This window comes from Shewanella sp. SR43-8 (assembly GCF_014163775.1).
In the GTDB taxonomy this organism is placed as follows: domain Bacteria; phylum Pseudomonadota; class Gammaproteobacteria; order Enterobacterales; family Shewanellaceae; genus Shewanella; species Shewanella vesiculosa.
The window spans coordinates 114616-140897 of sequence record NZ_JACJDX010000013.1 but is presented as its reverse complement, the minus strand read 5'-3'; the positions used below and the strand labels follow the sequence as shown (position 1 = coordinate 140897).

The 26282-nt window shown below is 41.9% G+C and carries 19 protein-coding genes and 1 rRNA gene; 10 read left to right on the top strand and 10 right to left on the bottom strand.

Annotation, left to right across the window (positions count from 1 at the left end):
- Nucleotides 1-102: ribosomal RNA gene (rrf, locus tag H5114_RS17020) — 5S ribosomal RNA — on the top strand; the annotation flags it as partial.
- A gap of 625 nt (nucleotides 103-727) precedes the next feature.
- On the opposite strand, the gene mutT is transcribed toward rrf, so the two are convergent.
- The 9 genes from mutT to nadC all read right to left on the bottom strand — a co-directional run bounded on the left by mutT (nucleotide 728) and on the right by nadC (nucleotide 8990).
- Complete coding sequence (gene mutT / locus H5114_RS17015; RefSeq protein WP_182723568.1) at nucleotides 728-1123, bottom strand: 8-oxo-dGTP diphosphatase MutT; 396 nt, start codon at nucleotides 1121-1123, stop codon at nucleotides 728-730.
- Between the two features lie 24 nt (nucleotides 1124-1147).
- Nucleotides 1148-1360, bottom strand: a complete 213-nt coding sequence (gene yacG / locus H5114_RS17010; RefSeq protein WP_182723567.1) for a DNA gyrase inhibitor YacG — start codon at nucleotides 1358-1360, stop codon at nucleotides 1148-1150.
- A gap of 42 nt (nucleotides 1361-1402) precedes the next feature.
- Nucleotides 1403-2137, bottom strand: a complete 735-nt coding sequence (zapD, locus tag H5114_RS17005) for a cell division protein ZapD (RefSeq protein ID WP_182723566.1) — start codon at nucleotides 2135-2137, stop codon at nucleotides 1403-1405.
- A complete protein-coding gene (coaE, locus tag H5114_RS17000) occupies nucleotides 2130-2759 on the bottom strand; it encodes a dephospho-CoA kinase (RefSeq protein ID WP_182723565.1) in 630 nt (209 codons plus the stop codon). Before coaE ends, zapD begins: the two co-directional genes overlap by 8 nt.
- A complete protein-coding gene (locus H5114_RS16995; RefSeq protein WP_182723564.1) occupies nucleotides 2756-3682 on the bottom strand; it encodes an A24 family peptidase in 927 nt (308 codons plus the stop codon). Before H5114_RS16995 ends, coaE begins: the two co-directional genes overlap by 4 nt.
- A 32-nt stretch (nucleotides 3683-3714) precedes the next feature.
- Complete coding sequence (locus H5114_RS16990) at nucleotides 3715-4977, bottom strand: type II secretion system F family protein (RefSeq protein ID WP_182723563.1); 1263 nt, start codon at nucleotides 4975-4977, stop codon at nucleotides 3715-3717.
- Between the two features lie 108 nt (nucleotides 4978-5085).
- Nucleotides 5086-6792 (bottom strand): type IV-A pilus assembly ATPase PilB, encoded by a 1707-nt coding sequence (gene pilB / locus H5114_RS16985; protein ID WP_182723562.1) that lies wholly within the window; start codon nucleotides 6790-6792, stop codon nucleotides 5086-5088.
- A 107-nt stretch (nucleotides 6793-6899) separates the two neighbouring features.
- The gene (locus H5114_RS16980) at nucleotides 6900-7340 is read right to left on the bottom strand and encodes a pilin (protein WP_220492603.1); all 441 of its coding nucleotides are present in this window, start codon (nucleotides 7338-7340) and stop codon (nucleotides 6900-6902) included.
- 771 nt (nucleotides 7341-8111) lie between these two features.
- Nucleotides 8112-8990 carry a carboxylating nicotinate-nucleotide diphosphorylase gene (nadC, locus tag H5114_RS16975; protein WP_124015351.1) on the bottom strand — a complete coding sequence of 293 codons (879 nt, stop codon included), beginning with the start codon at nucleotides 8988-8990 and terminating at the stop codon, nucleotides 8112-8114.
- Nucleotides 8991-9197: 207 nt separating this feature from the next.
- Here nadC and ampD point away from each other — a divergent pair, with 207 nt between their 5' ends.
- From ampD to H5114_RS16935, 9 genes are all read left to right on the top strand, one after another.
- The gene (ampD, locus tag H5114_RS16970) at nucleotides 9198-9752 is read left to right on the top strand and encodes a 1,6-anhydro-N-acetylmuramyl-L-alanine amidase AmpD (RefSeq protein WP_182723561.1); all 555 of its coding nucleotides are present in this window, start codon (nucleotides 9198-9200) and stop codon (nucleotides 9750-9752) included.
- Between the two features lie 120 nt (nucleotides 9753-9872).
- Complete coding sequence (ampE, locus tag H5114_RS16965) at nucleotides 9873-10724, top strand: beta-lactamase regulator AmpE (RefSeq protein ID WP_182723560.1); 852 nt, start codon at nucleotides 9873-9875, stop codon at nucleotides 10722-10724.
- Between the two features lie 296 nt (nucleotides 10725-11020).
- Nucleotides 11021-11773, top strand: coding sequence for a pyruvate dehydrogenase complex transcriptional repressor PdhR (gene pdhR / locus H5114_RS16960; RefSeq protein ID WP_124015348.1), 753 nt, complete (start codon nucleotides 11021-11023; stop codon nucleotides 11771-11773).
- Between the two features lie 69 nt (nucleotides 11774-11842).
- On the top strand, nucleotides 11843-14509 hold the full coding sequence (aceE, locus tag H5114_RS16955; protein WP_182723559.1) for a pyruvate dehydrogenase (acetyl-transferring), homodimeric type: 2667 nt from the start codon (nucleotides 11843-11845) through the stop codon (nucleotides 14507-14509).
- Nucleotides 14510-14520: 11 nt separating this feature from the next.
- Nucleotides 14521-16518: a dihydrolipoyllysine-residue acetyltransferase gene (aceF, locus tag H5114_RS16950; RefSeq protein ID WP_182723558.1), complete on the top strand. Its 1998-nt coding sequence runs from the start codon at nucleotides 14521-14523 to the stop codon at nucleotides 16516-16518.
- Nucleotides 16519-16718: 200 nt separating this feature from the next.
- Nucleotides 16719-18152, top strand: a complete 1434-nt coding sequence (gene lpdA, locus H5114_RS16945) for a dihydrolipoyl dehydrogenase (protein WP_124015345.1) — start codon at nucleotides 16719-16721, stop codon at nucleotides 18150-18152.
- Nucleotides 18153-18479: 327 nt separating this feature from the next.
- Entirely contained in the window at nucleotides 18480-20780 is a 2301-nt protein-coding gene (locus tag H5114_RS20565; protein ID WP_259395328.1) for a hypothetical protein, read from the top strand.
- Nucleotides 20781-20879: 99 nt separating this feature from the next.
- Nucleotides 20880-22943, top strand: a complete 2064-nt coding sequence (locus H5114_RS20560) for a bifunctional diguanylate cyclase/phosphodiesterase (RefSeq protein ID WP_259395327.1) — start codon at nucleotides 20880-20882, stop codon at nucleotides 22941-22943.
- 107 nt (nucleotides 22944-23050) lie between these two features.
- A complete protein-coding gene (locus H5114_RS16935) occupies nucleotides 23051-25315 on the top strand; it encodes a patatin-like phospholipase family protein (RefSeq protein WP_182723557.1) in 2265 nt (754 codons plus the stop codon).
- Nucleotides 25316-25458: 143 nt separating this feature from the next.
- On the opposite strand, the gene hxpB is transcribed toward H5114_RS16935, so the two are convergent.
- Nucleotides 25459-26151, bottom strand: coding sequence for a hexitol phosphatase HxpB (gene hxpB, locus H5114_RS16930; protein WP_273057944.1), 693 nt, complete (start codon nucleotides 26149-26151; stop codon nucleotides 25459-25461).
- Between the last annotated feature and the right edge of the window lie 131 nt (nucleotides 26152-26282).

Here is a 26282-nt window from a genome sequence, read left to right as displayed (position 1 = left end):
AGCTGTGGCACCACCTGATCCCATTCCGAACTCAGAAGTGAAACACAGTATCGCCGATGGTAGTGTGGGGTCTCCCCATGCGAGAGTAGGTCATTTCCAGGCGCCAAATAAAACAGCAAGGCCACTCTAACCGAGTGGCCTTTTTGTTTTGTGCCTTAAATCTAAGCAATTAGTCAGTGTGGCCAGTATGCCCATGCGAGGGTAGGTCATTTCTAGGCGCTAAATACTACAGCAAGGCCACTCTAACAGAGTGGCCTTTTTGTTTTGTGCCTTAAACCTAAGCAATTAGTCAGTGTGGCCAGTATGCCCATGCCAGAGTGGGTCTTTTCCAGGTGCCTAATTGACTTGAAAGAGTCGTGAAACAGTCCGCTATTATGTAGCGGGCTTTTTTACGTCTGTAATTTGAGTCTGAAAGCCGTTCTTGGGCCTAAGCCATTGGCCAGTGTGGTTGATATGCCCATGCGAGAGTCGGTCAGTTCTAGGGGGCCAAAGAACACAGCAAGGCCACCTTAATCGGGTGGCCTTTTTGTTTTGTGCCTTGAAACCTAAGCAATCAGAACATCGATGCTAGGTGTAGTTCGTAGGCGTTACCAGTGCGATGATCATTAGTAGATAAAATAAGTGTGAACTTTGGTTGCTGGTAAGACAGTTTTAAACCCATTACTTGATTAGTAATGGGTGTTATTCTTTAGAAATAGGCTTTCAAATAGAAGGTTCGGGATCGATTTCAGAGTTCAGCTAATATTTTTTCTACGATAGGCTTATTAGCTTCGGGGAAGTCATATTCTGCAATGCTATGCATTGGTACCCATTCAATTTGCTGCTGTTCCATACCTTTAGCTTGGTTTGAAAATTCAGTAATTAAATGGATATCGAGTCTGACATGTTTATCTGGATAATCATGAATGATGTCCATGAAGGGAGTTGAATGAGAGACATCAAGATTAACTTCCTCTTTTAGTTCCCTAATTAACGCTTCAGTAACCGTTTCATTTGTTTCTACCTTACCGCCTGGGAATTCCCATTTTCCGCCTTGGTGAAGGTGTCCAAGCCTTTTAGCAAGTAAAATCTGCCTATCTTGATTAATGATGACACCAACAGCAACATGAATTCTCTTTTGCATGTTTCGACTCCTTATTATTTGAACTTATTGTTTAAAGAAGTCACCTTCATCAAAACCAATGTCATCAAGCATATCTGGGTCGATACTGTTCTTGATCGGGATTGCATGTTTTTCACTTGCCCAATCACCAAGATCGATAAGTTTACAACGTTCACTACAAAAAGGCTTAAATAGCGATTCGTCTTTCCATTCAACTTTGGCTTTGCAAATTGGGCAGTTTACTACTGTTAACGGCATAATGATTCTTGGTTGTTAGTCTTATTTGGAATGTTAAAGGGTTTAACTGCAGGTTGCTAGTGAGAAATCAATAGTTTCACAGGTATGGCGGTGTAAATCAAAATCGACAAAATGAATAGCATAACGATTTCGATTACCACTGACGGTTGGATAGCAATTTTGGTCTGAGTTTATCTTTACGCGGATTAAGGATAACGGCTGTGATGAATTACCTTGATAAAACCCTACCGGAGCTTGAGATAATCTAAAATCTTCAGTGGCTCTAATCAGTTCTAAAAGCAACATGATAGGCGCTAGTAAGGGTTGGTATTCTGCAAGCCAGTTGTTTATGTCTCGTTGTCGATATTGCCAGTCTTTACCTAGCCAAAAGTGCAGTTGAGGGAAATCAAAATTACAGTATGCTCCAGTCATATTAAAACGCTGACGCAAAGAGGTAAGAAATTTATCTCGTTTGAGGCTACAACCAATTCTTTCTTGGGTTTGCAAAGGTGACTTTAACGCGATAAGCCTATCAGTGAGTTTATCTACTTGATCGTTATCAACATTCGAATGAGTACGCCATTGTGAAATTAATTGAATTTGTTTTTCGATATCTTTTAAGATGTCGGTACGATAATCGCAACGTTCAGTTAGCTCAGCAAGCGAAAATAAAGGATTAAAACACTGATATTGATGATCTTGTTCAGCATGCTGCTGCAACTGTAGGGCAAGGTTTTCTATACGTAAATAACTGCGTATTTTTTCATTTAATGGTTGTTCATAAATTAAATCAGTCATTGACGTTAGTTTCTAAATCGGTTGCCTGTTGTAGGTATTGTTGATGCAGACGAAATACTTGACTGCGCAACTGCTCATGTTCTCCTTGATTATCAATAATATTATCAGCCAGAGCGAGTCGCTGTTCCCGGGTCATTTGACTCGCGAGAATATGCTCAACTTGTTCTTTACTGACACCATCACGTTGCATCGTCCTTGAAACCTGTAACTCCGGTGCAATATCTACGACCAAAGTAGTATCAACTAAACTATCTAAATGATTCTCAAATAGCAAGGGTACTACCATTATTACATATGCCGAAGTCGATGCTTGCACTTGGTCGAGCATCTTTTGACGGATCATTGGATGAAGTAAATTGTTAAGCCACAAACGTTGCTCAGGATTATTAAACACTTGTGCTCGTAGAGTCGCTCTATCTAAGCTGTTATCCGCTAATAATATTCCCTGGCCAAAGTGCTGCTTTATTGCATTTAGCCCATCCGAACCGATTGAGACAACCTCTCTAGCTATAACATCAGCATCAACTAAGTCTATGCCATATTGTGCGAATAGATTGGCCACAGTTGTTTTACCGCTGGCAATGCCGCCTGTTAAGCCGACAATATACTTTTTTGCCATCATAACGTACTAAGATACCAATTGAGAATGTCATGTCCCCATACTAACGCTATCCAGCCGGCAGCAGCAATATAAGGGCCAAAGGGGATTGGATTGCCTTTGTTGATTTGCTTAGTGATAATCATACTAATACCGACTACAGCACCCACAAGTGAGGACAATAAAATAATCAGTGGCAGCATTTGCCAGCCTAACCAAGCACCAAATACGGCTAATAGCTTAAAGTCGCCATAGCCCATGCCCTCTTTGCCTGTTACCAGCTTAAATAACCAAAATACTGACCACAAGCTTAAATAGCCTGCCGCAGCACCGATAATGGCATCTTCCGGGCTAGTATAAATCCCTTTAAGGTTAATGATTAATCCTAACCACAGTATCGGTAATGTGAGCTGATCGGGTAATAGCATTTCATCTAAATCGATGCCAGTTAATGCCACTAACACAAATGTGAGAATGCTGGCATAAACAAATTGCCATGTTGGGCCAAAGTGCCATGCTAATACTGCGACTAATAACCCAGTGAGTAATTCGATAATGGGATAGCGGCTTGAAATACGAGTTTTGCAATCGGCACATTTTCCACCAAGCATTAACCAACCCAATACTGGCAGATTATGCCAAGGCTTTATATTGGCTTTGCATTTTGGGCAGGCAGAACCGGGTACCGCAAGGTTGTATTTTGCAGGAAAAGCATCAATGGGTTTGTTTAAACGGTCATTACCGACCTGTTCGACAATATCAGGATGATATTCATTGAGGTAAAAGTTACACTCGCTTTGCCATTCACGTTTCATCATCACTGGTAAACGGTGGGTAACGACGTTGAGAAAGCTGCCAATAGTAGCAGCAAAAATAAAGCTAATTGCAATGAACGCCAATGGATACTGGGCCATTGTTGTAACAAATGTTGATACGAATTCAGTCATGTTATTCTTTTTATTTTGAGGGTTACTTAATACTAACCGACAATATTACCCATTTGGAAAATCGGTAAATACATGCCAACGATCAAACCGCCGACTAGTGTACCAATGACCACCATCATAATGGGCTCAATAAGGCTTGATAAACCATCTACGGCATCATCAACCTGCATCTCATAAATGTTGGCCACTTTATTGAGCATTTCGTCTAATCCGCCGGACTCCTCACCAATCATCACCATCTGGATGAGCATATCTGGAAATAACCCCGTAGTGCGCATAGCAACATTCATCTGCATACCCGCCATTACTTCTTGGCGGACTTTGAGTAATGCTTTACGATAAACATAATTACCTGACGCACCAGCTGCTGATTCTAAGCCATCAATTAATGGAACACCTGCCGCAAAGGTTGTTGATAAAGTGCGGGCAAAACGTGACATCGCCGCTTTGTGCAATATGTCACCAATAACAGGGATTTTAAGCACCATTTGATCGATTCGATCGCGAAAACTTTGGGAGGTACGATGGGCTCGTTTAAAAAGCCAGATCGCAACAACAATGGCAATAATAAAGAAATACCATGAAGCTTGCAGCCAGCGAGATATGCCAATAATGAGTTGGGTAAATGCCGGTAGTTCAGCACCAAAACCGTTAAAAATATCTTCAAATTGCGGTACTACAAATAACAATAATAGTGATGTTACCAATATGGCAACAACAACGACCGCAGCCGGATAAAACATGGCTTTTTTAATTTTAGACTTTAGTTGCTCGGCTTTTTCGCGATAGGTTGCAATACGATCAAATACAGCATCCAAGGAGCCTGAGTGCTCACCGGCTGCAACTAAGTCGACGTATAAATCATCAAAATAGCGGCGATGAGGTCTTAATGCATCAGAGAGGGGGATACCGGATTGAACATCAGATAAGATAGTACCTAATAATTCACGCACTTTGGCTTTTTCATGACCGCGCCCAAGTAGCTCTAAAGTGGTTACTAAGGGAACACCTGCAGCAAGCATAGTGGCTATTTGGCGAGTGATCATCGCAATGTCCATCGCGGTGATACTTTTTTCACTTTTCCATAAAGGTGGAGATTTTTTACGTACACCTTTTGGGGAGACACCCTGGGTTTTTAATACACTGCGGATTTCAGCTATAGTCGAGCCTTTTAGCTCACCTGAAGTTCTTTGGCCATCACGATTGGTACCTTTCCATTGGTAAGTAAATACTTTAGGTTGGTGTTTGGTTATTTTTTTTGCTTTTGGCTTTTTTTTTGCTGTCGCTGTGGCCATGTAGCCAGTCCTTTTATTTTTCCGTTGCACCACGTTAACCGATTATTATTAATAGAGCATAATCAATTAAATAGTTTAACCACTGTAACTAATTAAACTATAGATGAATTAAAAGCTGGTTACACGGTTAATTTCGGCAATACTAGTGACGCCATGGATGACCTTTAGTAACCCTGATTGGCGTAAATCGCGCATGCCTTGCTGTTTGGCTAAGGTGGCTATTTGAAGTGAGTTACCGCCTTCCATAATAACTCGCGCAATTTCATCGCTCATTTTCATTACTTCATAAATGCCCACTCGACCTTTATAACCACCAGAGCAGAGCTCACAACCGATCGGTTTAAACACAGTAAAGCCTTTAGTGATATTGGCTTCAGTAAAACCTAAGCGTTGCATTTCAACAACTGGAATTATCTCTTCGTGTTTACATGCCGGACACAGACGTCTGGCAAGCCGTTGTGCAATAATTAAATTAACAGAGCTGGCAATGTTATAACCTGGTACGCCCATATTAATTAAACGGGTTAAGGTTTCTGCTGCCGAATTGGTATGCAGAGTGGATAACACTAAGTGACCGGTTTGCGCAGCTTTAATAGCTATTTCAGCAGTTTCTAAGTCGCGAATTTCACCGACCATCACCACATCAGGATCTTGACGTAAGAATGAGCGTAACGCTGAAGCAAAGGTTAAGCCAGCCTTTAAATTGATGTGAACCTGGTTTACACCTTCCAAGTTAATTTCGACAGGATCTTCCGCGGTAGAAATATTACGCTCTTCAGTATTAAGAATGTTGAGACCGGTATATAAGGAGACTGTTTTCCCCGAACCTGTCGGGCCGGTGACTAAAATCATCCCTTGAGGTTTGGCAAGCATTTCTTCGTATAATAAGCGTTGATCATCTTCATAACCGAGTTTTTCAATACCCAGCTGGGCGGAAGATGAATCCAAAATACGCATCACTATTTTCTCACCCCAGATGGTGGGCAAGCTGCTGACACGAAAATCTATCGACTTGGTGCGCGATAGTTTCATTTTAATGCGGCCATCTTGCGGCACACGACGCTCAGCAATATCCAGTTTAGACATGACTTTTAAGCGAGCGGAAATTCGGTTGGAGAGATTGACTGGTGGCTCAGAGACTTCATGCAAGATACCGTCGATACGAAAACGAATGCGGTAGCGTTTTTCATAAGGCTCAAAATGTAAGTCGGAAGCACCTTTACGGATGGCATCAGTAAGAATTTTATTAATATAGATAACAATTGGCGCATCGTCACTGCTATCACCGCTTGGTTCATCACGTTTTTCTGTATCAGCTACCTCCATATTAGCTAGTGCTTCTTCATCAGCACCAGCTAAATCAAGGCCTGATATATCATCCTCGATTATCTTTTCTAAGGCTTTAAGTAGTTTGTCATCTTCAACTAAAATTGCTTCTGCATGCAAGCCAAGGCTGAATTGGAAATCTTCTAATGCTGCAATATTAGTTGGATCTGAAGTGGCTATATAGAGACGATTTCCGCGTTTAAATAATGGTAAGCATTTATGCTTTTCGATGAGTTTTTTATTCAATAACTCATCGGCGATGCTGGATAGATCGAATTCATTTAAATCAAGCAGTGGAGTGCCATATTCTTCATAACATAACTCAGCTATCTCACGAGCAGAAATAAGCTTAGAAATAATTAGGGTAGAGACTAAGGATTGTTTATGTTTACGAGAATCAGCAATTGAGGCCGAAATTTGCTCTTCACTTAGAAGTCTCTTACGGATAAATAATGTCGATAGACCTAAATGAAGTGCTGTAGATGACATATATGGTTACCTGATTAACGCTATAGGTATGTAATTATTACTGCATAGTAAAGTAAAAAACTAATATAAAAAAGGTAGCTATACGCTACCTTTTTTAACTAAATTAATTAACGACAGTTTGCTGGTCTATATTTATCGTCTAAAGTACCACCAGTACATGTCCAAACAATTGTATTAGTAGTAGCTGTTGGAGCTGCGGCATTAAGAATTATAGTTTTACCTGTATCGACTTTAGTATTGAATAAAACAGTTATATTTTGACCCGCAACGGTCACACTTGTAACCGCATTACCTGATATAGCTGTTGCCGCTGCTAGGCCTGCAGCAGCATTGTTCGCGGGGAATGCTGCTTGAGATGAGTAATATTCTGTTACAGCAGCTTTAGCCGATGAAGCTAATCCTAAACCTTCGGTAACATGTGCGCGTTTTGTATAATCCTGATAAGCAGGCAATGCAATTGCAGCAAGGATACCGATGATCGCGACTACGATCATTAATTCGATAAGAGTGAAACCCTTAGCGCTTCTGATTTGATTGATACTTTTCATTTTCTCTCCGTAAAATAGGCTAGGGTAGTATCAGTCCTCGATAACTGCTACTTAGTTTAGTATTTAAGTTAAATGCTTAAATATAGAAACTAAGAATAGTAGTTGGCAGTCCATTTGCCTAAAACCGTAAAGCATAATTGTGTGGTGCTAGATATTAGATACTAGTTGACCACGATTTTTATAGAGCCAATATTGCTTGCGTTACTGAGGGTTAACTCTATTGATACTGTGTAATGCCCAATGGCACAAAACACTATGTATAGATAATAACCTTGTTAACTGCAAACAATGTTAGCAGATTGTTTACTTAATGGCATTTCGGCTGAGCGATAAACACAGAGCAAATACGTAAATGTTAACAACTTACCAACAATGTAACGTGTTTTGCAATCTAATGATTATCGTGCATGGCCGAAAGGCCAACTCGCCTACAATGAACGTTAGTATAAACCGTTACAAAATGGAATAGTATTAGCGTATTAATAAAAAATAAATGTCTAAAAATGCTCTAATTTCACATTTCCCGTACATAATACGATAATTTATTTTTGACATATAAAGTCGAGCAGTATTTTTTTGACAAAAATGCAACAATGTTGTTTTGTTGGCGTTGTTTGTTGGCGGATGTGACAGGTTTATCTCTGAGCTAAAAGCCTAGATTCTAGAACGCTGCGCTGTTAGATGCTATAAAATCTTAGCAGCAAAGCTGTCCCTAGAAGCGCAGCGACCTAGCAGGACGCAGTCCGCTCTAGAACCTAGAAGATATAAGGGTTAAGCCTTTAATCGCAAAGACAAATCTAACGCTTTTACATGTTTAGTTAGTGCGCCGACCGAAATATAATCGACTCCTGTTTGGGCGAAAGTGGCTAGGGTGTCTAAGGTGACATTGCCAGAGACTTCTAATTTAGCGCCATTGCCTTGGTCTTTATAGCGATTATTCATGCTGACAGCGTCAACCATCATGGTGACGTCAAAATTGTCGAGCATAATGATATCAGCTCCGCCATCAAGTGCTTGGGTGAGCTCCTCAAGAGATTCAACTTCTACTTCTACCGGTTTAGTGCCGTCTAACGCACGTGCTGCGGTAATAGCTTGTGAGATGCCACCACAAGCCATAATGTGGTTTTCTTTAATTAAGAATGCATCGAACAAACCAATACGATGGTTTTTGCCGCCGCCGCAGGTTACTGCGTATTTTTGGGCTGTGCGCAGGCCGGGAATGGTTTTGCGGGTATCGAGTAATTGAGTGTGGGTACCCACAAGCTTATTCACGTACAACTTAGTTAAGCTAGCGACACCTGACAAGGTTTGAATGAAGTTCATTGCCGTACGTTCGCCAGTTAAAATAGCGCGTGCTGGTCCTGAGAGTTCACATAGCAATTGATTGGCGACAATTAAATCACCGTCATCAACATGCCAATGCAGTACCACTTCACTGCCCAATTGATTGAAGACTTGTTCTGCCCATGCTTTGCCGCAAAAGACACCATCTTCACGGGTGATTAACGCGCCGGAAACGTGTTTATCTGCTGGAATAAGTTGTGCGGTAATATCTGCATTAAGCATGTCATGAACGGTATTGTGGGCTGTGTGACCTAAGTCTTCATCAAGTGCGGTTTGCACCGCATGACGGATATCGTTTTCTAACATAAGCAAAGTCCTTGCTAAAGATCGTGATAAGGCTAAACAGTATCCGCATTGGGCGGAGTGTTTGTTACAGAAAGCATTTGTTAAAGATTACCATAACTTGGCTATATACTGACACTATGAAGCTGGCAATTTTCAGCCTTGGTATTGCTGTTTAATACAGTTAAATTTACATTGGAACTGCTGATATCTTTATGTTTAAGGGGTGATATGCCAAAAGGCTTATTAGAACAAGGTTGGTTAGCTAGCGCGAGAAAATGTATTTCGCCGCATTTTAATGCTCGGCCAGATAATGAGGTGAGCTTATTAGTGATCCACAATATTAGCTTACCAGCAGGCTGTTTTGGTTTAGGGCATATTGATGGGCTATTTCAAGGTTGCCTGGATATTAATGCCGATGAAAGCTTTACAGCATTGGCTGGCTTGCAAGTGTCGGCGCATTTTTTAATTCGCCGCGATGGTGAGGTGGTGCAGTATGTGAGTTGTGATGACAGAGCATGGCATGCTGGCGTGTCGGAGCATAATGGCCGCAAGGGGTGTAACGATTTTGCCTTGGGTATTGAGCTAGAAGGTACAGACAGCAGTGGCTATACCGACCAACAATACCAGCAATTAATACTGTTAACATTGGAGTTAATGGCGCAGTATCCTATGCTTAACGTAAATAATATTGTTGGCCATTGCGATATTGCTCCTGGACGCAAAACCGATCCCGGTTTCAGTTTTGATTGGCCTCGATATAAGCAGGCCATCGCAGGTAATTGAGGCCTAAGCTTGTAGACTAGTTTATGAGAGAGTCGTTGTTGGGGAACCGCTATCACCTTTCCTACGAAAGCAGCGCTTCTAATGATGACAGCAACAACGCAATAAATTAAAAGGATATTCATGGCATTATTTTCATTATTAGTGGCAATTCTTGTAGAGCGTTTGAAGCTTTTGCCAAGCAGTTGGCAGTTCGATACTGTGATGATGCGTTACCAAAAACAGTTTTGGGACAGCCAATCGCTTAAATCGGAATTTGGCGTAGCGGTGGCGCTGGTGTTGCCGGCTGTATCAGTCTTTTTGATAAGTGTTCTTCTTGATGGCATTTTATTTGATTTATTGAGCTTATTATTTTGGGTGCTAATATCGATTATTTGTTTTAGTCACCAAACATTACGTATTGTATTTAAACAGTATATTCAAGCGGCATGTCGCGGTGATGTTCAAGCTTGTTACCGTTACGCTAGCGAGTTGGACTCTACCGAGTGCTTGGATGTGGTCGATGAACAGGATTTAGGCCGTAAAGTGGGCCAAACGGTGGCGTGGATTAATTACCGTTATTACGGCGCCGTTGCCTTGTACTTGATATTTTTAGGCCCAGTTGGTGCAATATTATATTGTAGCGTGCGTTTTTATAGTGAGTACAACAGTAAAAATAAGCTTGAAATGCCCTTGATTGATGATTTGCAGATGTTATTTGATTGGTTACCAAGTCGGGTATTTAGTTTTGGTTATGTATTAAGTGGCCAGTTTAGTGAAGGGTTAAGTGCTTGGCGACAATATGGCTTAAGTGTTAAAACGGATGCTAAAACCATTGTCACGTATACGGCTGTGGCCGCGGAGTCTTTACCTGAAGCGGGTAATGCACCCTTGAGTGTGCAATCTACATTGGCATTGCTGGCATTAAGTAAGCGTAATTTTGTATTGTTATTAACCATGGTTTCGGTATTAACCATTTTTGGGTTGGTTAGTTAGACTCTAGGGCGCTACGCTTCTAGGGCGGACTGCGTCCTGCTAGGGTCGCTTCGCTGCTGAGATTTTATTGCATCTAGCAGCGTAGCGCTCGAGTTTCTAGGACTTTCGGATAAATGGTCTGACCCCTTGAGGATAAATTTACGTTATCCTCTGGGCTTGAGCGTTTTAAACAAACCTGTGTTCTTTGTCGATATGCTGATAACTAGACATGGCTTGTATGATTTGATAAAGTGCGCTCTCTCATATTAATTGGTAAGACCAATTGACAATTGCTTGTTTAGGGAGCAGGGCGCCAGATGGCTTATATTAAGATTAACCAGCCAAAAATTTCTGATGTGATCATGGAGCAATTAGAGCGGATGATCCTAGAAGGCAGTATACAGCCGGGTCAGAAGCTACCTCCTGAACGCGAACTCGCGGTGCAATTTGAAGTGTCTCGTCCTTCTCTACGTGAAGCGATTCAAAAATTAGAAGCTAAAGGGTTGCTCATGCGTCGTCAAGGCGGTGGCACCTATGTTAAAGAACAACTGTGGCAAAGTCTTGCCGATCCTATCGTTGAGTTAATGCATAACGATTCTGAAAGTCAGTATGACTTACTCGAATTCCGTCACGCTACTGAAGGCATGATGGCGTATTTTGCTGCCTTGCGTGGCACAGATGCGGATATGCAAAACATTAAAAACCGTATTAACGAAGTTGAAACCGCAACGGAAGTAGAAGCGCAGGCCGATGCCATTGTGCGTTTTTATCGTGCGGTCGCTGAGGCATCGCACAATGTTGCTATGCTGCATTTAGTATTAAGTTTAACCCCTGTGCTGCATAAAAATGTTGCACAAAATCTGGAACTTTTAAGCCGACGCGAAGAAGCTTCCACCATGGCAAATGATCACAGACGCGCGTTACTGGCTGCGATTGTACGCCGGGACCCAGACGCTGCACGTGAAGCTTCGAATGAGCACTTAAGCTATATCGAAGAAGTCATGTTGTCAGTAAGAAAAGAAGACAGTCGGTTGCAACGTAGTTTGCGCCGTTTAAAGAGCGGCGTTTAACTGAGTTGTTGTGTCAACAAGCAGCAACTAAAGCCGAAATATAATCCGTATATAGAGAAGGACTGCGAGATGTCTGAAGATATGCTTCAAGATTTAGACCCATCAGAAACCCAAGAGTGGGTTGATGCTCTGCAAGCTGTGTTAGAGCAAGAAGGGCCTGAACGTGCACACTTTTTACTTGAAAAATTAATCGACAAAGCGCGTCGTAACGGTACTCACTTACCTTACAATGCGACCACTGCTTACTTAAACACTATTCCTGCAGGCCAAGAGCCAAACATGCCAGGTAACCAAGAAATGGAACGCCGTATTCGGGCGATTATCCGTTGGAATGCCTTGGCAATGGTGTTACGTGGTTCTAAAAAAGATTTAGAGCTTGGTGGCCATATTTCAAGTTTCGCGTCTAGCGCGACAATTTACGATGTGTGTTTTAACCATTTTTTCCGTGCTCCTAATGAGCAAGATGGTGGTGACTTGGTGTATTTCCAAGGTCATATCGCACCTGGTATTTATGCGCGTTCTTTCCTTGAAGGCCGTATTACTGAAGAGCAAATGGCTAACTTCCGTCAAGAAGTCGATGGCAAAGGCCTTTCTTCGTACCCGCATCCTAAGTTAATGCCGACTTACTGGCAGTTCCCGACGGTATCTATGGGTCTAGGTCCTATTCAAGCGATTTACCAAGCGCGTTATTTGAAGTACTTGACTGACCGTGGTTTAAAAGATTGTTCTAAGCAAACTGTTTACTGTTTCTTAGGTGACGGTGAGTGTGATGAGCCAGAAGCATTAGGTGCTATCGGTTTAGCAGCGCGTGAAGAATTAGATAACTTAGTCTTCATCGTTAACTGTAACTTACAGCGTCTTGATGGTCCTGTTCGTGGCAACGGTAAGATTATCCAAGAACTTGAAGGCGAATTCCGCGGCGCAGGCTGGGAAGTGGTTAAAGTGATTTGGGGACGTTATTGGGATCCATTATTGGCCCGTGATACCAGTGGTAAGTTATTACAGTTAATGGAAGAAACCGTAGACGGTGAATACCAGAACTGTAAAGCTAAAGGTGGCGCGTACACCCGTGAGCATTTCTTTGGCAAGTACCCTGAAACTGCCGAAATGGTTGCTAACATGTCAGATGATGACATTTGGCGCTTAAACCGTGGTGGTCATGATCCGGTTAAAGTTTACGCTGCGCTTGAACATGCACAGAAAACCAAAGGCCGTCCAACGGTTATCTTAGCTAAAACCGTTAAAGGTTATGGTTTAGGTGATGCTGGTGAAGGTAAAAACATCGCTCACAACGTGAAGAAAATGGGCGCTGAATCTATCCGTTATTTCCGTGATCGTTTCAATATTCCGATCCCAGATGACCAGTTAGAAGATCTGCCTTTCTATCATCCAGGTCCAGACTCTGAAGAAGTAAAATACTTGAAGAGTCGTCGTGAAGCATTGTTAGGTTATTTACCGCAACGTCGTGAAAAATTCACTGAAGAGTTAGAAGTCCCTTCACTGAAAATTTTTGATTCGATTTTAAAAGGCTCAAACGGCCGTGAAATCTCGTCAACAATGGCATTTGTTCGGGTATTAACCGCCTTGTTAAAAGACAAAGGCATTGGCAAACGTATTGTGCCAATTATTCCTGATGAAGCACGTACTTTCGGTATGGAAGGTTTATTCCGTCAAGTGGGTATTTATGCTCACGAAGGCCAAAAATATATTCCACAAGATTCTGACCAAGTTGCTTACTATCGTGAAGATAAAACCGGTCAAGTATTGCAAGAAGGGATTAACGAATTAGGCGCCATGTCATCTTGGGTATCAGCTGCAACCAGCTACTCAGTAAACGACATGCCAACGATTCCGTTCTACATCTACTACTCTATGTTTGGTTTCCAACGTATTGGTGACATGGCATGGGCTGCTGGCGACATGCGCGCCCGTGGTTTCTTAGTTGGTGGTACTTCTGGCCGTACAACCTTGAATGGTGAAGGTTTACAGCATCAAGATGGTCACAGTCATGTATTGGCGAACACTATTCCAAACTGTATTTCTTACGATCCAACTTACGGTTATGAAATTGCCGTGGTAGTACAAGATGGTATTCGTCGTATGTATGGCGAAAATCAAGAAGATATCTTTTATTACCTAACCACAATGAACGAAAACTATGTTCAGCCAGAAATGCCAGCCGGTGCCGAAGAAGGTATTGTTAAAGGTATTTATAAGCTGGAGTCTGTTGCCGGTAGTGGTAAAGGTAAAGTACAGCTAATGGGTTGTGGCACCATTTTAGAAGAAGTTCGTAAAGCGGCTAAAGCCCTTGCGAAAGACTTTGGTGTTAGTGCTGACGTGTTCAGTGTGACGAGCTTTAACGAGCTAACGCGCGACGGCCAAACGGTTGAACGTTGGAATATGCTTCACCCAACAGCAAAACCTAAGCAAGCGTACATTAGCCAAATATTATCTGCAGATGCACCAGCCATTGCTGCTACCGATTACATGAAGATTTACGGCGAGCAATTACGTGCTTTTGTACCAACTGATTATAAAGTACTGGGTACTGATGGTTTTGGTCGCAGCGACAGCCGTGCAAACTTACGTCACCACTTTGAAGTTGATGCTAAGTTCATCGTTATTGCGGCGCTGAAGTCACTTGTTGAGCGTAATGAAATGCCTGTTGATGTGCTGACTAAAGCCATCGCTGAATATGGCATTGATGCTGACAAGATCAATCCACAGTTCGCGTAAGGGGATACAAAATGGCTGATTTAAAGGAAGTTTTGGTTCCTAATATCGATACTGATGCAGTGCAGGTTATTGAAATTTGTGCCGCAGTGGGTGATTTTCTTGAAAAAGAAGCATCAATCATTACAGTTGAAAGCGATAAGGCAACCATGGACATTCCAGCACCTTTTGCTGGTACCTTGGCAGAGTTAAAAATTGCTGTCGGTGATACCGTGTCTGAAGGCACGTTAATCGCGATGATGAGCGCAGCCGATGCTGCGCCTGCTAAAGAAGAAGCCGCTGCGCCAGCGCCAAAAGCTGAAGCGCCGGTGGCTCAAGCTGCAGCACCTGCACCAGTGACGCCAGTTGCTGCGTCAAGTACTGGCAGTGCAGAAGTGATTGAAGTTAACGTACCTGATATTGGTGGCGACACAGATGTGTCTGTTATCGAAGTATTAGTTGCTGTTGGCGATAGCATTGATGTTGATACTGGGTTGATTACCTTAGAAACTGATAAAGCCACCATGGACGTACCTTCGCCAAAAGCGGGTGTAGTTAAAGGGATTAAAGTGGCCGTTGGCGACAAAGTGTCTGAAGGTTCATTGGTGATTATGTTAGAAGTTGCTGGTTCTGCTCCTGCAGCCGCACCTTCAGCGCCGGCACCACAAGCTGCTGCACCAGTTGAGCAAGCGGCTCCAGCACAAGCGGCAACTTCTGCTACGACAACTAAGGTACAAGAAATTCATGTTCCTGACATTGGCGATGCTAGTGATGTAGATATTATTGAAGTGCTAGTGTCTGTGGGTGATGACATCACTGCTGATCAAGGCTTAATTACCCTTGAAACAGATAAAGCGACCATGGAAGTGCCTGCACCTTTTGCCGGTAAATTAGTGTCGTTAACCGTTAAAGTGGGCGATAAAGTATCTCAAGGTAGCTTAATTGCCACTATTGAAACGACTAGCTCTGCGCCAGCAGCACAAGCAGCTCCAGCTCCTGCTGAGTCTGTACCTGCCGCATCAGCGCCAGCACCCATGGCTGCAAGCCGCCCATCAACTCCACCTGTGCCACATCATCCGAGTGCCAGCGTGACAGCATCAACGGGGGTTGTGCATGCTTCACCTGCGGTACGTCGCTTAGCGCGTGAGTTTGGTGTTGATTTAACTAAGGTGTCTGGTACTGGTCGTAAAGCGCGTATTTTGAAAGAAGATGTGCAAGCGTTTGTGAAATACGAGTTGTCACGCCCTAAAGCTACAGCATCAACATCTGTTTCGGGTGGTGCTGGTGGCTTAAACGTGATTGCTGCGCCTAAGGTTGATTTCAGTAAGTTTGGTGAAGTGGAAGAAATACCACTAAGCCGTATCCAGAAAATCTCTGGTCCTAACTTACATCGCAATTGGGTTACGATTCCACATGTTACTCAGTTTGATGAAGCTGATATCACTGAGATGGAAGCATTCCGTAAGCAACAGAATGACCTTGCTGCGAAGAAAAAAGCTGATTACAAGATCACGCCATTAGTATTCATGATGAAAGCGGTTGCCAAAGCATTAGCAGAGTTCCCAGTGTTTAACTCAAGCTTAAGCAGTGATGGTGAGTCACTTATTCAGAAGAAATACTTCCACATTGGTGTTGCCGTTGATACTCCGAACGGCTTAATGGTTCCTGTGGTTCGTGATGTTGATAAGAAAGGCATTGTTGAATTGTCGCGCGAACTAACCGACATTTCTATCCGTGCGCGTGACGGCAAGTTGAAGTCTGCTGATATGCAAGGTAGCTGTTTTACCATTTCAAGTTTAGGTGGCATTGGCGGTACGGCATTTACGCCGATTGTTAACTACCCAGACGTGGCCATTTTAGGTGTATCAAAATCTGAAATTAAACCAAAGTGGAATGGAAAAGAGTTTGAACCTAAATTAATGTTGCCTTTATCGCTTTCATACGACCATCGTGTTATTGATGGTGCTATGGCTGCACGCTTTAGTGTCACCTTGTCTGCGATACTTTCAGACATTCGTACATTGATTTTATAAGCATAAAGGTCGCTCATATGAGCGACCTTTTTATTGTGATCGGTTTCAAACAAATTGATTTGAGTATAAAATGCGCCCATCCCAATTTTTTAGTTCGCAATTGAAAGGAAATTGGACGTGAAACGTAAGTTTCAAGCTGGCGACATCGACATTTGGGCCGATCCGTCTTTCACACGGAATGAACAAGATTAGAGGAAATCATGAGTAACGAAATCAAAACTCAAGTAGTCGTACTAGGAGCAGGCCCAGCAGGTTATTCTGCGGCGTTTCGTGCTGCTGACTTAGGCTTAGACACCATAATTGTTGAGCGTTTCAGTACCCTTGGTGGTGTGTGTCTAAACGTTGGTTGTATTCCTTCAAAAGCACTATTGCACGTAGCAAAAGTCATTGAAGAAGCCAAAATTGTTGCTGACCATGGTGTGGTTTTTGGTGAGCCAAAGATTGATTTAGACAAATTACGTAGCTTTAAAAATAAAGTCATTAGCCAATTAACAGGCGGTTTAGGCGGAATGTCTAAAATGCGTAAAGTTGATGTGGTTAATGGTTTCGGTAAATTTACCGGCCCTAACAGCTTAGAAGTGACTGCTGAAGATGGTACTGTGACTGTTGTTCAGTTTGAACAAGCCATTATTGCAGCGGGTTCACGTCCAATTAAATTACCGTTTATTCCACATGAAGACCCACGTATTTGGGACTCAACTGACGCACTTGAACTGAAAGAAGTGCCTGGTAAGTTGCTTGTTATGGGTGGTGGTATTATTGGTCTAGAAATGGGTACTGTGTATTCATCTTTAGGCAGCGAAATTGACGTGGTTGAAATGTTCGATCAAGTTATTCCTGCTGCAGATAAAGACGTAGTTCGCGTTTTCACTAAGCAAATTAAGAAGAAGTTTAACCTTATTCTTGAAACTAAAGTGACCGCAGTTGACGCGAAAGATGATGGTATCTACGTGACAATGGAAGGCAAGAATGCGCCGACAGAACCTGTACGTTACGATGCTGTTTTAGTCGCAATTGGTCGTTCACCTAATGGTAAGTCTTTAGCTGCTGAAAAAGCAGGTGTGAATGTTGATGAACGTGGCTTTATTAACGTTGATAAGCAGTTACGTACTAACGTACCGCATATTTATGCTATCGGCGATATCGTTGGTCAACCTATGTTGGCTCATAAAGGTGTGCATGAAGGTCATGTTGCTGCGGAAGTCATTTCGGGCATGAAGCACTACTTCGACCCTAAAGTGATCCCATCAATTGCTTATACTAATCCTGAAGTAGCATGGGTCGGTCTAACTGAGAAAGAAGCGAAAGAGCAAGGTATTGCTTACGAAACTGCGACTTTCCCTTGGGCTGCAAGTGGCCGTGCAATCGCTTCAGATTGCAGTGAAGGTATGACTAAGCTAATTTTCGACAAAGAGACTCATCGCGTGATCGGTGGTGCTATTGTTGGATCTAACGGCGGTGAATTATTAGGTGAAATTGGCCTAGCAATTGAAATGGGTTGTGATGCTGAAGATATCGCATTAACGATTCATGCTCATCCAACATTGCATGAGTCTGTAGGCTTAGCAGCTGAAATGTATGAAGGTTCAATTACTGACTTACCTAACCCTAAAGCGGTTAAGAAAAAGAAGTAATCTAAACTGATACTGAACAGCATAAGGCACTCCTCTTTAGGGGTGCTTTTTTTTACCTGTAATTTGATTTTTTAAGCTAGCATTAGCGGAGCATATTACTTTTTTTAAACATATAATTATAAAAAAGTAATATTGTTTATAAAGCGTTGTCAAAATGTGTTAAAAATAATGCATAGATGTACATGTCATTATTTCCTCTCAATGTAGAAAGTTATACTGTTTCTTTTATCTACAGCGTGACTAAACAAGAATATCAGTTTGTATCGGTTTAGGGGACGCTATAACGATGAGTATCAATATTATCTTTTTGAGGTATAGGCTTAATTTATGATCAGAGCGGTAATTTTTGGGGCTGTTAGTCTGATTCTGTGTTCGTTAGCCGCTGCGCCTGTGAATGCCGCAGATATTGTTCAGCGAGTCTTTAATGCGCAAGATGGTTTAGCTAATGCCACGATTCAAGATATTAGCTTTGACCATTATGGATTTGTTTGGCTGGCGACTCAGCAAGGTCTGTACCGGGTGAGTAACAGTAAAGTTAGACGCATCGATAAAGTCGGTTTTGATTCAGTTCTGGATGACGAGTTCATTTCTACTGTGGTTAACTCTGGTCAAGATCATTTACTGGTTGGCACCAATTCCTCGTTATATTTATACAGTATTTTAGATAATCACTTTAGTTTGATCCTTAGACCTGAAGATAATGATGCAACCAATATCAATAACAGTATTCACGTAGCGGCCACTCAGCGTCAGCTTGATGGGCGCTTACTCATATTGGCCTTTTCAGGGCAGGTTTATTATTTTGATGACATCACTCAGCAGCTTTCCTTATCCCCAAGCCATACATTAGATCGCAATTTGCCTTGGCGAAATGCGCTTGAGTTACATAATACTAATTATTTGTTTTCGACTAATCATGAGGTACAGCTTCATCATGCCGATGGGACTTTCATTGGGCAATTTCCATGGTCTGATAAAAATGGCACCATTAATAAGTTGTTTCAAGATAAACAACAACGAGTATGGATGTTGACATCAAAAGGAGTCTTTAAGCTTAATATTGATGCGCTTACAGTACAGGCTGTAGCAGAGATCCCTTATTATGTTGAGCAAATGGAGCAAGATCTTAACGGTGATTTATGGATTTCAAGTCGAGCAGGATTGATTTTTTGGAGTCAAGAAAACAATAAGTTAATTATATACCGTGACGAACTTAAGCAACGTGCAAATATTGATTACATCCATGATATGGCAGTCGATTCCGATGGTTTGTTATGGATTGGTGGCTCTGGAGATGGGCTTGCGGTCATTGCCGGTAAGCCTAGTTTTTTAATTGATGATTATTCTAAAAAGCCGCCTTATCAGCTTGATAATGAAATGGTGTGGTCGATATACAGTGAGGGTGACACTGTCTGGTTAGGTACTGATGGTGGTTTGTCAGTAGTGAATACCCATGACCAAACATCAATTATGCTCATCCCTAAGGGTTTTGAACTTAATGACAGTATTTATAAAATTAGTTCCCTAGATGAGCAGCACCTTGTTTTAGCGACGACCAGCGGCTTATATGTGGTCAATAAATTAACTAATATTAGTTCTCGCTTTGCTGATTGGAGTGGTGGCAAAACGTCGCTGGTTGATCGCGTAATCATTAATATTTATCGTGATAAATTGTTTAGTGATGTCATTTGGTTTGCGACTACGAAAGGCTTGTATTATTGGCAAGATGGTAAAGATGATCTGACGCTACAAGAGCTCAATGACGGTCAGCAGTCACTGACTAATGCTCGCTATAGTGCCCTATTAAGAGATACTGAACATCGTCTATGGTTAGCTGGAAATAAACATTTTGGCTATTTAACCACTGAGGGTGAATATGTTTCTAAATTAAATCTATTTGCCAATTTTACTATTCTTCCAACGATTACCAGTGTTATGCAAGTGGCGCCAAGTGTGCTCTGGTTTGGTTCATCCCAACAAGGTATTTATCAATACAATACGCAAACTAATAAGATAATCTCACTGGATCAACAGTGGAAAATAGATTGTAAAGTAGTTTACTTTTTACAGGATACTGCAACCGATCATATTGTTGGCTGTGCCAGTGCCATTATCAAGATAAATAAGACGACAGGTAAAGTCAGTTCGTTTAGTCATAAAGACGGTTTTATTTCCGATGAATTTAATGAGTCGGCAAAATTTTATGATCCTGCTAAAGGGTTTTTTATCGGTACCCCAGATGGCGCTATGCTCATCGATCTTGATAAGTTAGCGCCACGAACGGTCAATGATAAAGCGATACTTGAATCTGTATCTATATTTTATGATGATAAAACAGCGGTTTATCTTATTCCAAGCCAGTTATCGCAAGTTGAACCAGGTGCGAGCCTAATTAGCTTCCAAATAGCCATACTGGATTACCTTGATGATAAACCCATGACCATCCAATATCGTTTGGTTGAGAATGGCTCCGATGCGGGAAATTATGTGTTACTGGAAGGGCAGTCACAAATTAATATTACCGGTTTAAGTGCTGGGGAATATGTGCTTGAACTCTTGTATAAAAAAAATGGTGTGTGGACGAATGAGCCATTTCAATATCGATTTACGGTAAAGCAGTTTAGGTGACGATCACAACAATTTAAAGGTGCATTAATACTGATCATATTGCTAACTGGATTGGCCCTATTGATCTTTAGGCAGCGACAGGTTAGCCGCTTTAAACAAATGAATACTGCATTACTGCAAAGTGATGATCGCTTACGCCAGGCTCTAAAAGGTAGCGATTCAGATTTATGGCAATGGCATGAGCATACTCGAATGTTTTCATTAGACAATCGCGGTGGTGTTCTGGGACCTGAGCCTCATATCGACATAAAGCTAGAAGACATTCCCATTCATCAAGATGATATTGAGCAGATTTCCAAAGCCTGGAATGAGTTGATCACATGTGCAACAGACGTGATTGACATCGAGTATCGCTATCACAATCAATATGATCAGCAATGGCATTGGCTGCGAATTAAAGGTCGTGCCACTGATGTCGATCACAGTGGTGGAAAGTTAATACATATTGCTGGTATGTATACCGATATTACCCAGCAAAGAGCGCTTGAAAGTGAGGTCAATTTATTAGCTCAAGCGTTTGAAAATACCTCAGAGGGTATGCTGATCTTAGATAGCGATAAGCACATCAAAATTAGCAATGCTGCGGCCAATTTAATTCTTGCAGCTCAAAAGAGCGATTTAGTCGGAAAACCGTTTGCCAAATTAGTGTTTGAGACGCTAGAACCTTTCGACATGGATGATGTGTTTGACAAGGAGGGCTTTTGGACTGGAGAGTGCGAGTTTAATTGTAACGATGGTAGCCGATGTCCGGTATGGATAAATATCTCAACTATGTTCAACGTGAGCGGCTCAGCATTACATTATGTGGTGGTATTTTCAGATATCACTGAGCGCAAACATAATGAACTCCATCTGCGCCGTTTAGCCAACAATGACATGTTAACTGGCTTAGCGAATCGGGCGATGTTTTCTCGCCGTCTGGGACAAGTCATAGAAACAGCAAAGCAGCATCATGAAAACTTAGCACTGTTATTTTTAGATTTGGACAGATTTAAACATGTGAATGACTCTTATGGCCACAGTATGGGTGATGCCTTATTGGTTGAAGCCGCAAGTCGGTTACAGTCTTGCTTGTCTGAAGAACATTTGTTGTGTCGTTTTGGTGGCGATGAATTTGTTATTTTGCTGCGTGATGCCAAAGACGTCGATACCATCAACCACATAGCCAAACAACTGTTACAACAAATAGAAATGCCATTTAAATTATACGGTCGGGAATTTTTCATTTCGACTAGTATAGGCATCAGTATGTGGTCTGATGATGACCAAACCCCCGAAACCTTGATTAAAAATGCTGATTTAGCCATGTATCACGCTAAAGAAGAGGGACGAGGTAATTTTCAATATTATTCCGCGGAGCGAAATGCTGAAGCCTTATACCATCTACGCTTAGAAGCTGATTTACATCAAGCGATACTTTGCAATGAGTTTGAGCTGTATTATCAGCCGCAGATTGATGTGAATAAGCATAATAGTATTGTCGGCGTTGAAGCCTTGATCCGTTGGAAACACCCAAAAGATGGCATGATCCGGCCTGATGTGTTTATTGGGATAGCCGAATCTTGTGGCCTCATCGTGGAAATTGATCGCTGGGTGCTCACTCAAGCTTGTCTCGACGGTGCGAGCTGGCATCAGCAGTACCAAAGTAAAATAAAAGTGTCGGTTAACGTGTCGGCAATGCATTTTAGGCAGCCAGACTTTATCGACTTTTTAACTGCGACATTACATAAAACTGGCATGCCTGCAAAATATTTGTCGGTAGAAATTACTGAAGGTGTATTGATGAAAGAAGTCGATATTGCCAGCCAACATTTACTCGCGTTAAAGCAGTTAGGCATTGATGTTGCGATCGATGATTTTGGCACCGGTTATTCTTCGCTCGCGTATTTGCGTTCATTCCAAGTCAATATTCTGAAAATTGATCGCTCATTTTTAATCCATATTGACACCCATCAAGCTGACCAAGCTATTGTAAGCAGTGTGATTGAATTAGCACGAAATCTCTCGCTTGAAGTCATTGCTGAAGGTGTTGAAACCGCTGAGCAACTTGCACAAGTTGTCCAACGAGGCTGCCATATTATTCAGGGCTATTATTTTGCCAAGCCGATGCCCAAAGCTGATCTTGAACAAAATATTAAGCGACAAATCAGCATTGAACACTAATGGGTTCTCTGTGATACCACTATCATTCTATAGCGGCTATCCATTTGTATGGCTATTGGTTAAATGTTGTTAGAATGCGTTGTTTTTACTTACTTTCGGAATGATTTATGCAATCAACCTTACGCCTTAACTTATTAATATGGTTTTTGGCTAGCAGTATGTGCCTTTGCCTGGCGGTGCAACCTGCCTATGCAGCAAAAAAAGCGTCTAAAGAAAGGCCCACCATTGGTTTAGTGCTCAGTGGTGGCGGAGCCAAGGGCGCTGCACATATTGGTGTGTTGAAAGTACTTGAAAAATATCATATTCCTGTTGATTACATTGCAGGTACCAGTATTGGTGCCTATGTTGCTGGCATGTATGCATTAGGCTATAACGCCGACCAAATTGAAAAAATTATGCTCAGTGGAGAATGGTCTAAAGGCTACTCAGACACTATTCCGCGCGATAAATTAAGCTACCGTGATAAACAGCAACGTGATCAGTTTAATATTCCACTCACAGTGGGCTATAACAATAACAGTTTAACTTCTCCTAGTGGTTTGTTACGTGGCCAAAGTATGTCGCAATTATTGCGCCACTCGACGGGTTTAGTTGAGCAGTTTGGTGATTTTGATGAACTTGCTATTCCCTATCGAGCAGTGGCGACGGATTTAGCCACTAGTGAAGCCGTGGTGTTATCTAGCGGCAGTGTTGTGCAAGCAATGCAAGCATCGGCAACGGTACCAGGTGCATTGCAACCAGCATTGATTAATGGCCGCTTATTAGTTGATGGTGGCATTGCCAATAATATGCCGATTGATGTGGTCAAAGCCATGGGCGCAGACATCATCATAGCTGTTGATATCGGTTCGCCATTAACTAAGCAAGAAAACTTAGACAGCACCATTGCTGTATTAGAGCAGCTATCAACTATGTTGACTCAAGCTAGCACTGCACGGCAAAAAACCTTGCTGACATCGAGCGATATCTTAATTCGTCCTGCCATTGATAATTTAAGTACCACTGATTTTTCAATTATGCCATTGGCACTAAAATTAGGTGAAGATGCCGCTAAGTTAGAATTAGTGAAGTTACAACCTCTTGGCATTAGTGAACAAGATTACTTAGCCTATCAAGCAAGTAAATTACAACAAAGTTTACTGTGGAACGACCCGCTTAAAAAACCCATTTATAAAATTGCTTTTGATAATCAATCAAAAGTCAGTGAGAAATTACTGCGTGAGCGTTTAGGGATCACTGAAGGTATTATTCTGAGTAAAGAGGAACTCGATTCTGCTCTAAATCGGGTGTACTCATTGAATAAATTTGAGCGTGTTGATGCTGAGTTTGAAGATGTTGATCAAGGGCGAATACTGACCATTACCACTAAGGCCAAATCATGGGGACCAAACTATTTTCAAGCGGGATTTAATTGGGAAGATGATTTCACCTTAGATTCGGCGATTACCTTAAGTTTGGCGTATACCATGACTGACTTAACTGAAAATGGTGGTGAGTGGCGTAACGAATTAGAACTTGGCTTTAAAAAGCGCGTGGCGACTGAGTTTTATCAACCCTTAGATCGTGATCAAACATTTTACAGCTTAGCGAGATTTCAATATGAAATGAAAAACTGGGATCTGTACGATCAAGATATCCGTTATTTTCAACTCGAGAATAAAGTCGCGCAAATTGTATTGGGTATTGGTTATAACTTTAATTCTGATGGCATTATGGAATTTGGTGTTATCGCCGAAGATGGCCGTGTTACCAGTGAATTTGGCTTGGTTGATTCAATTAATTTTCATTCAACCGGCGGCTATTTTAAGGTTGCCTACGATAATCTCAACAGCATTAGTTTCCCAACAGAAGGCAATAGACTGACTTTTACCAGCTATTTAAGAGATGAGTCATATAAAGGCTTAAGCAATGTCAGTAATACTGACAGCGATGATTTAGCCTGGCAATTTGAGGCCGATTGGAAAGGCGCATTAAAGCTCGGTAATCATGCCATTGTGGGTAAAATGGAATTGGCAACCACCCAGAATGATGGCGACTTTACTTTGCATGTTGCCGATTTAGGAGGTTTCTTAAACTTATCTGGTTTCCGCAAAGATACCTTGGTCGGCGCCCATAAAGTCTTTGGTGCTGTGATTTACCAGTACGATCTTGGCCGCGATGTGCTGATCACCGATTTGCCTTTGTACTTAGGCACTAGCCTTGAAGCTGGTAATGCATGGTTTAATCGTGATGATGTCGATTTAGGTGATTTGATTTTCGGTAGTAGTTTATATTTAGGTACCGATACCGATTGGGGACCCGCGGCATTAGGTTTTGGATTTAATGACAGCGGCCAGTCTGCATTTTATTTATTTGTCGGCAAAAACTTTTAGGCAGTTATTATTCAATCTAAGCCAAAAACTTAGAGGTTAGAGGTTAGAGGCTAGAGGCTATACAAGCTTACAGCCTAGAAGCTAGGACACTGCAGATGCTATTAAATCTTAGCAGTGTCCCTAGTAGCGCAGCGACCTATAACCTAGCAGGACGCAGTCCGCTCTAGCAGCGCAGCGACCTTGTTAAGCAATGCGGGTAATAATCCTGCGTGCGCCAATTGATGATGCGCAATAACCCATTTGGTTTGTGTCGCGGTGTGAGGCGCAGGAATTGCCACCGTTTGCATGCTGGCAGCACGGGCAGCAATTAAGCCATTAAATGAATCTTCAATCGCAATACATTGGCTTGGTGCTATGTCCAAGCCTTTAGCACAATTCAAATATACCTCGGGATGAGGCTTACCATAGTCTAAATTTTCAGCAGATTCTATAGCATCAAAATAATGACTTATGGCGAGTTTATGCAGCACTGCTTTGATAATTAATGACGATGAAGAGGTGGCTAAACCTATTTTAAGCCCTAAACGTTTGCACGCCTCTAGCGACTCAATCACACCTAACATGGGTTGACCATGTGCGTTTATTTGGCTTACTACTTCATTAACTATGGTATTCGCCGTCGCTGTATTGTCGTAATTTGGCCATGGAAAACGTTGGTGCCAATAGCTAACAACATGATCAATACGCAAGCCTGTGGTTTGCTCCACGTCTTCAAGGCTGAGGTTAAGCCCAAAACTATTCAGCACAGTTTGCTCAGCTAACTGCCAAGCGGGTTCGGAATCAATTAAAATTCCATCCATATCAAAAATAACGGCTTTTATTTGGGTAGACACAATTCAGACTCCATAAACAGCATAACCTTAAGCGCTAATTATTGCTTTGATGCTGTTATGGCGCAATCAAAATAGACTTTTTAAAAAATATTTCATTCAAAAAACAAGATATCTTTTTGTATATAGTTTAATCA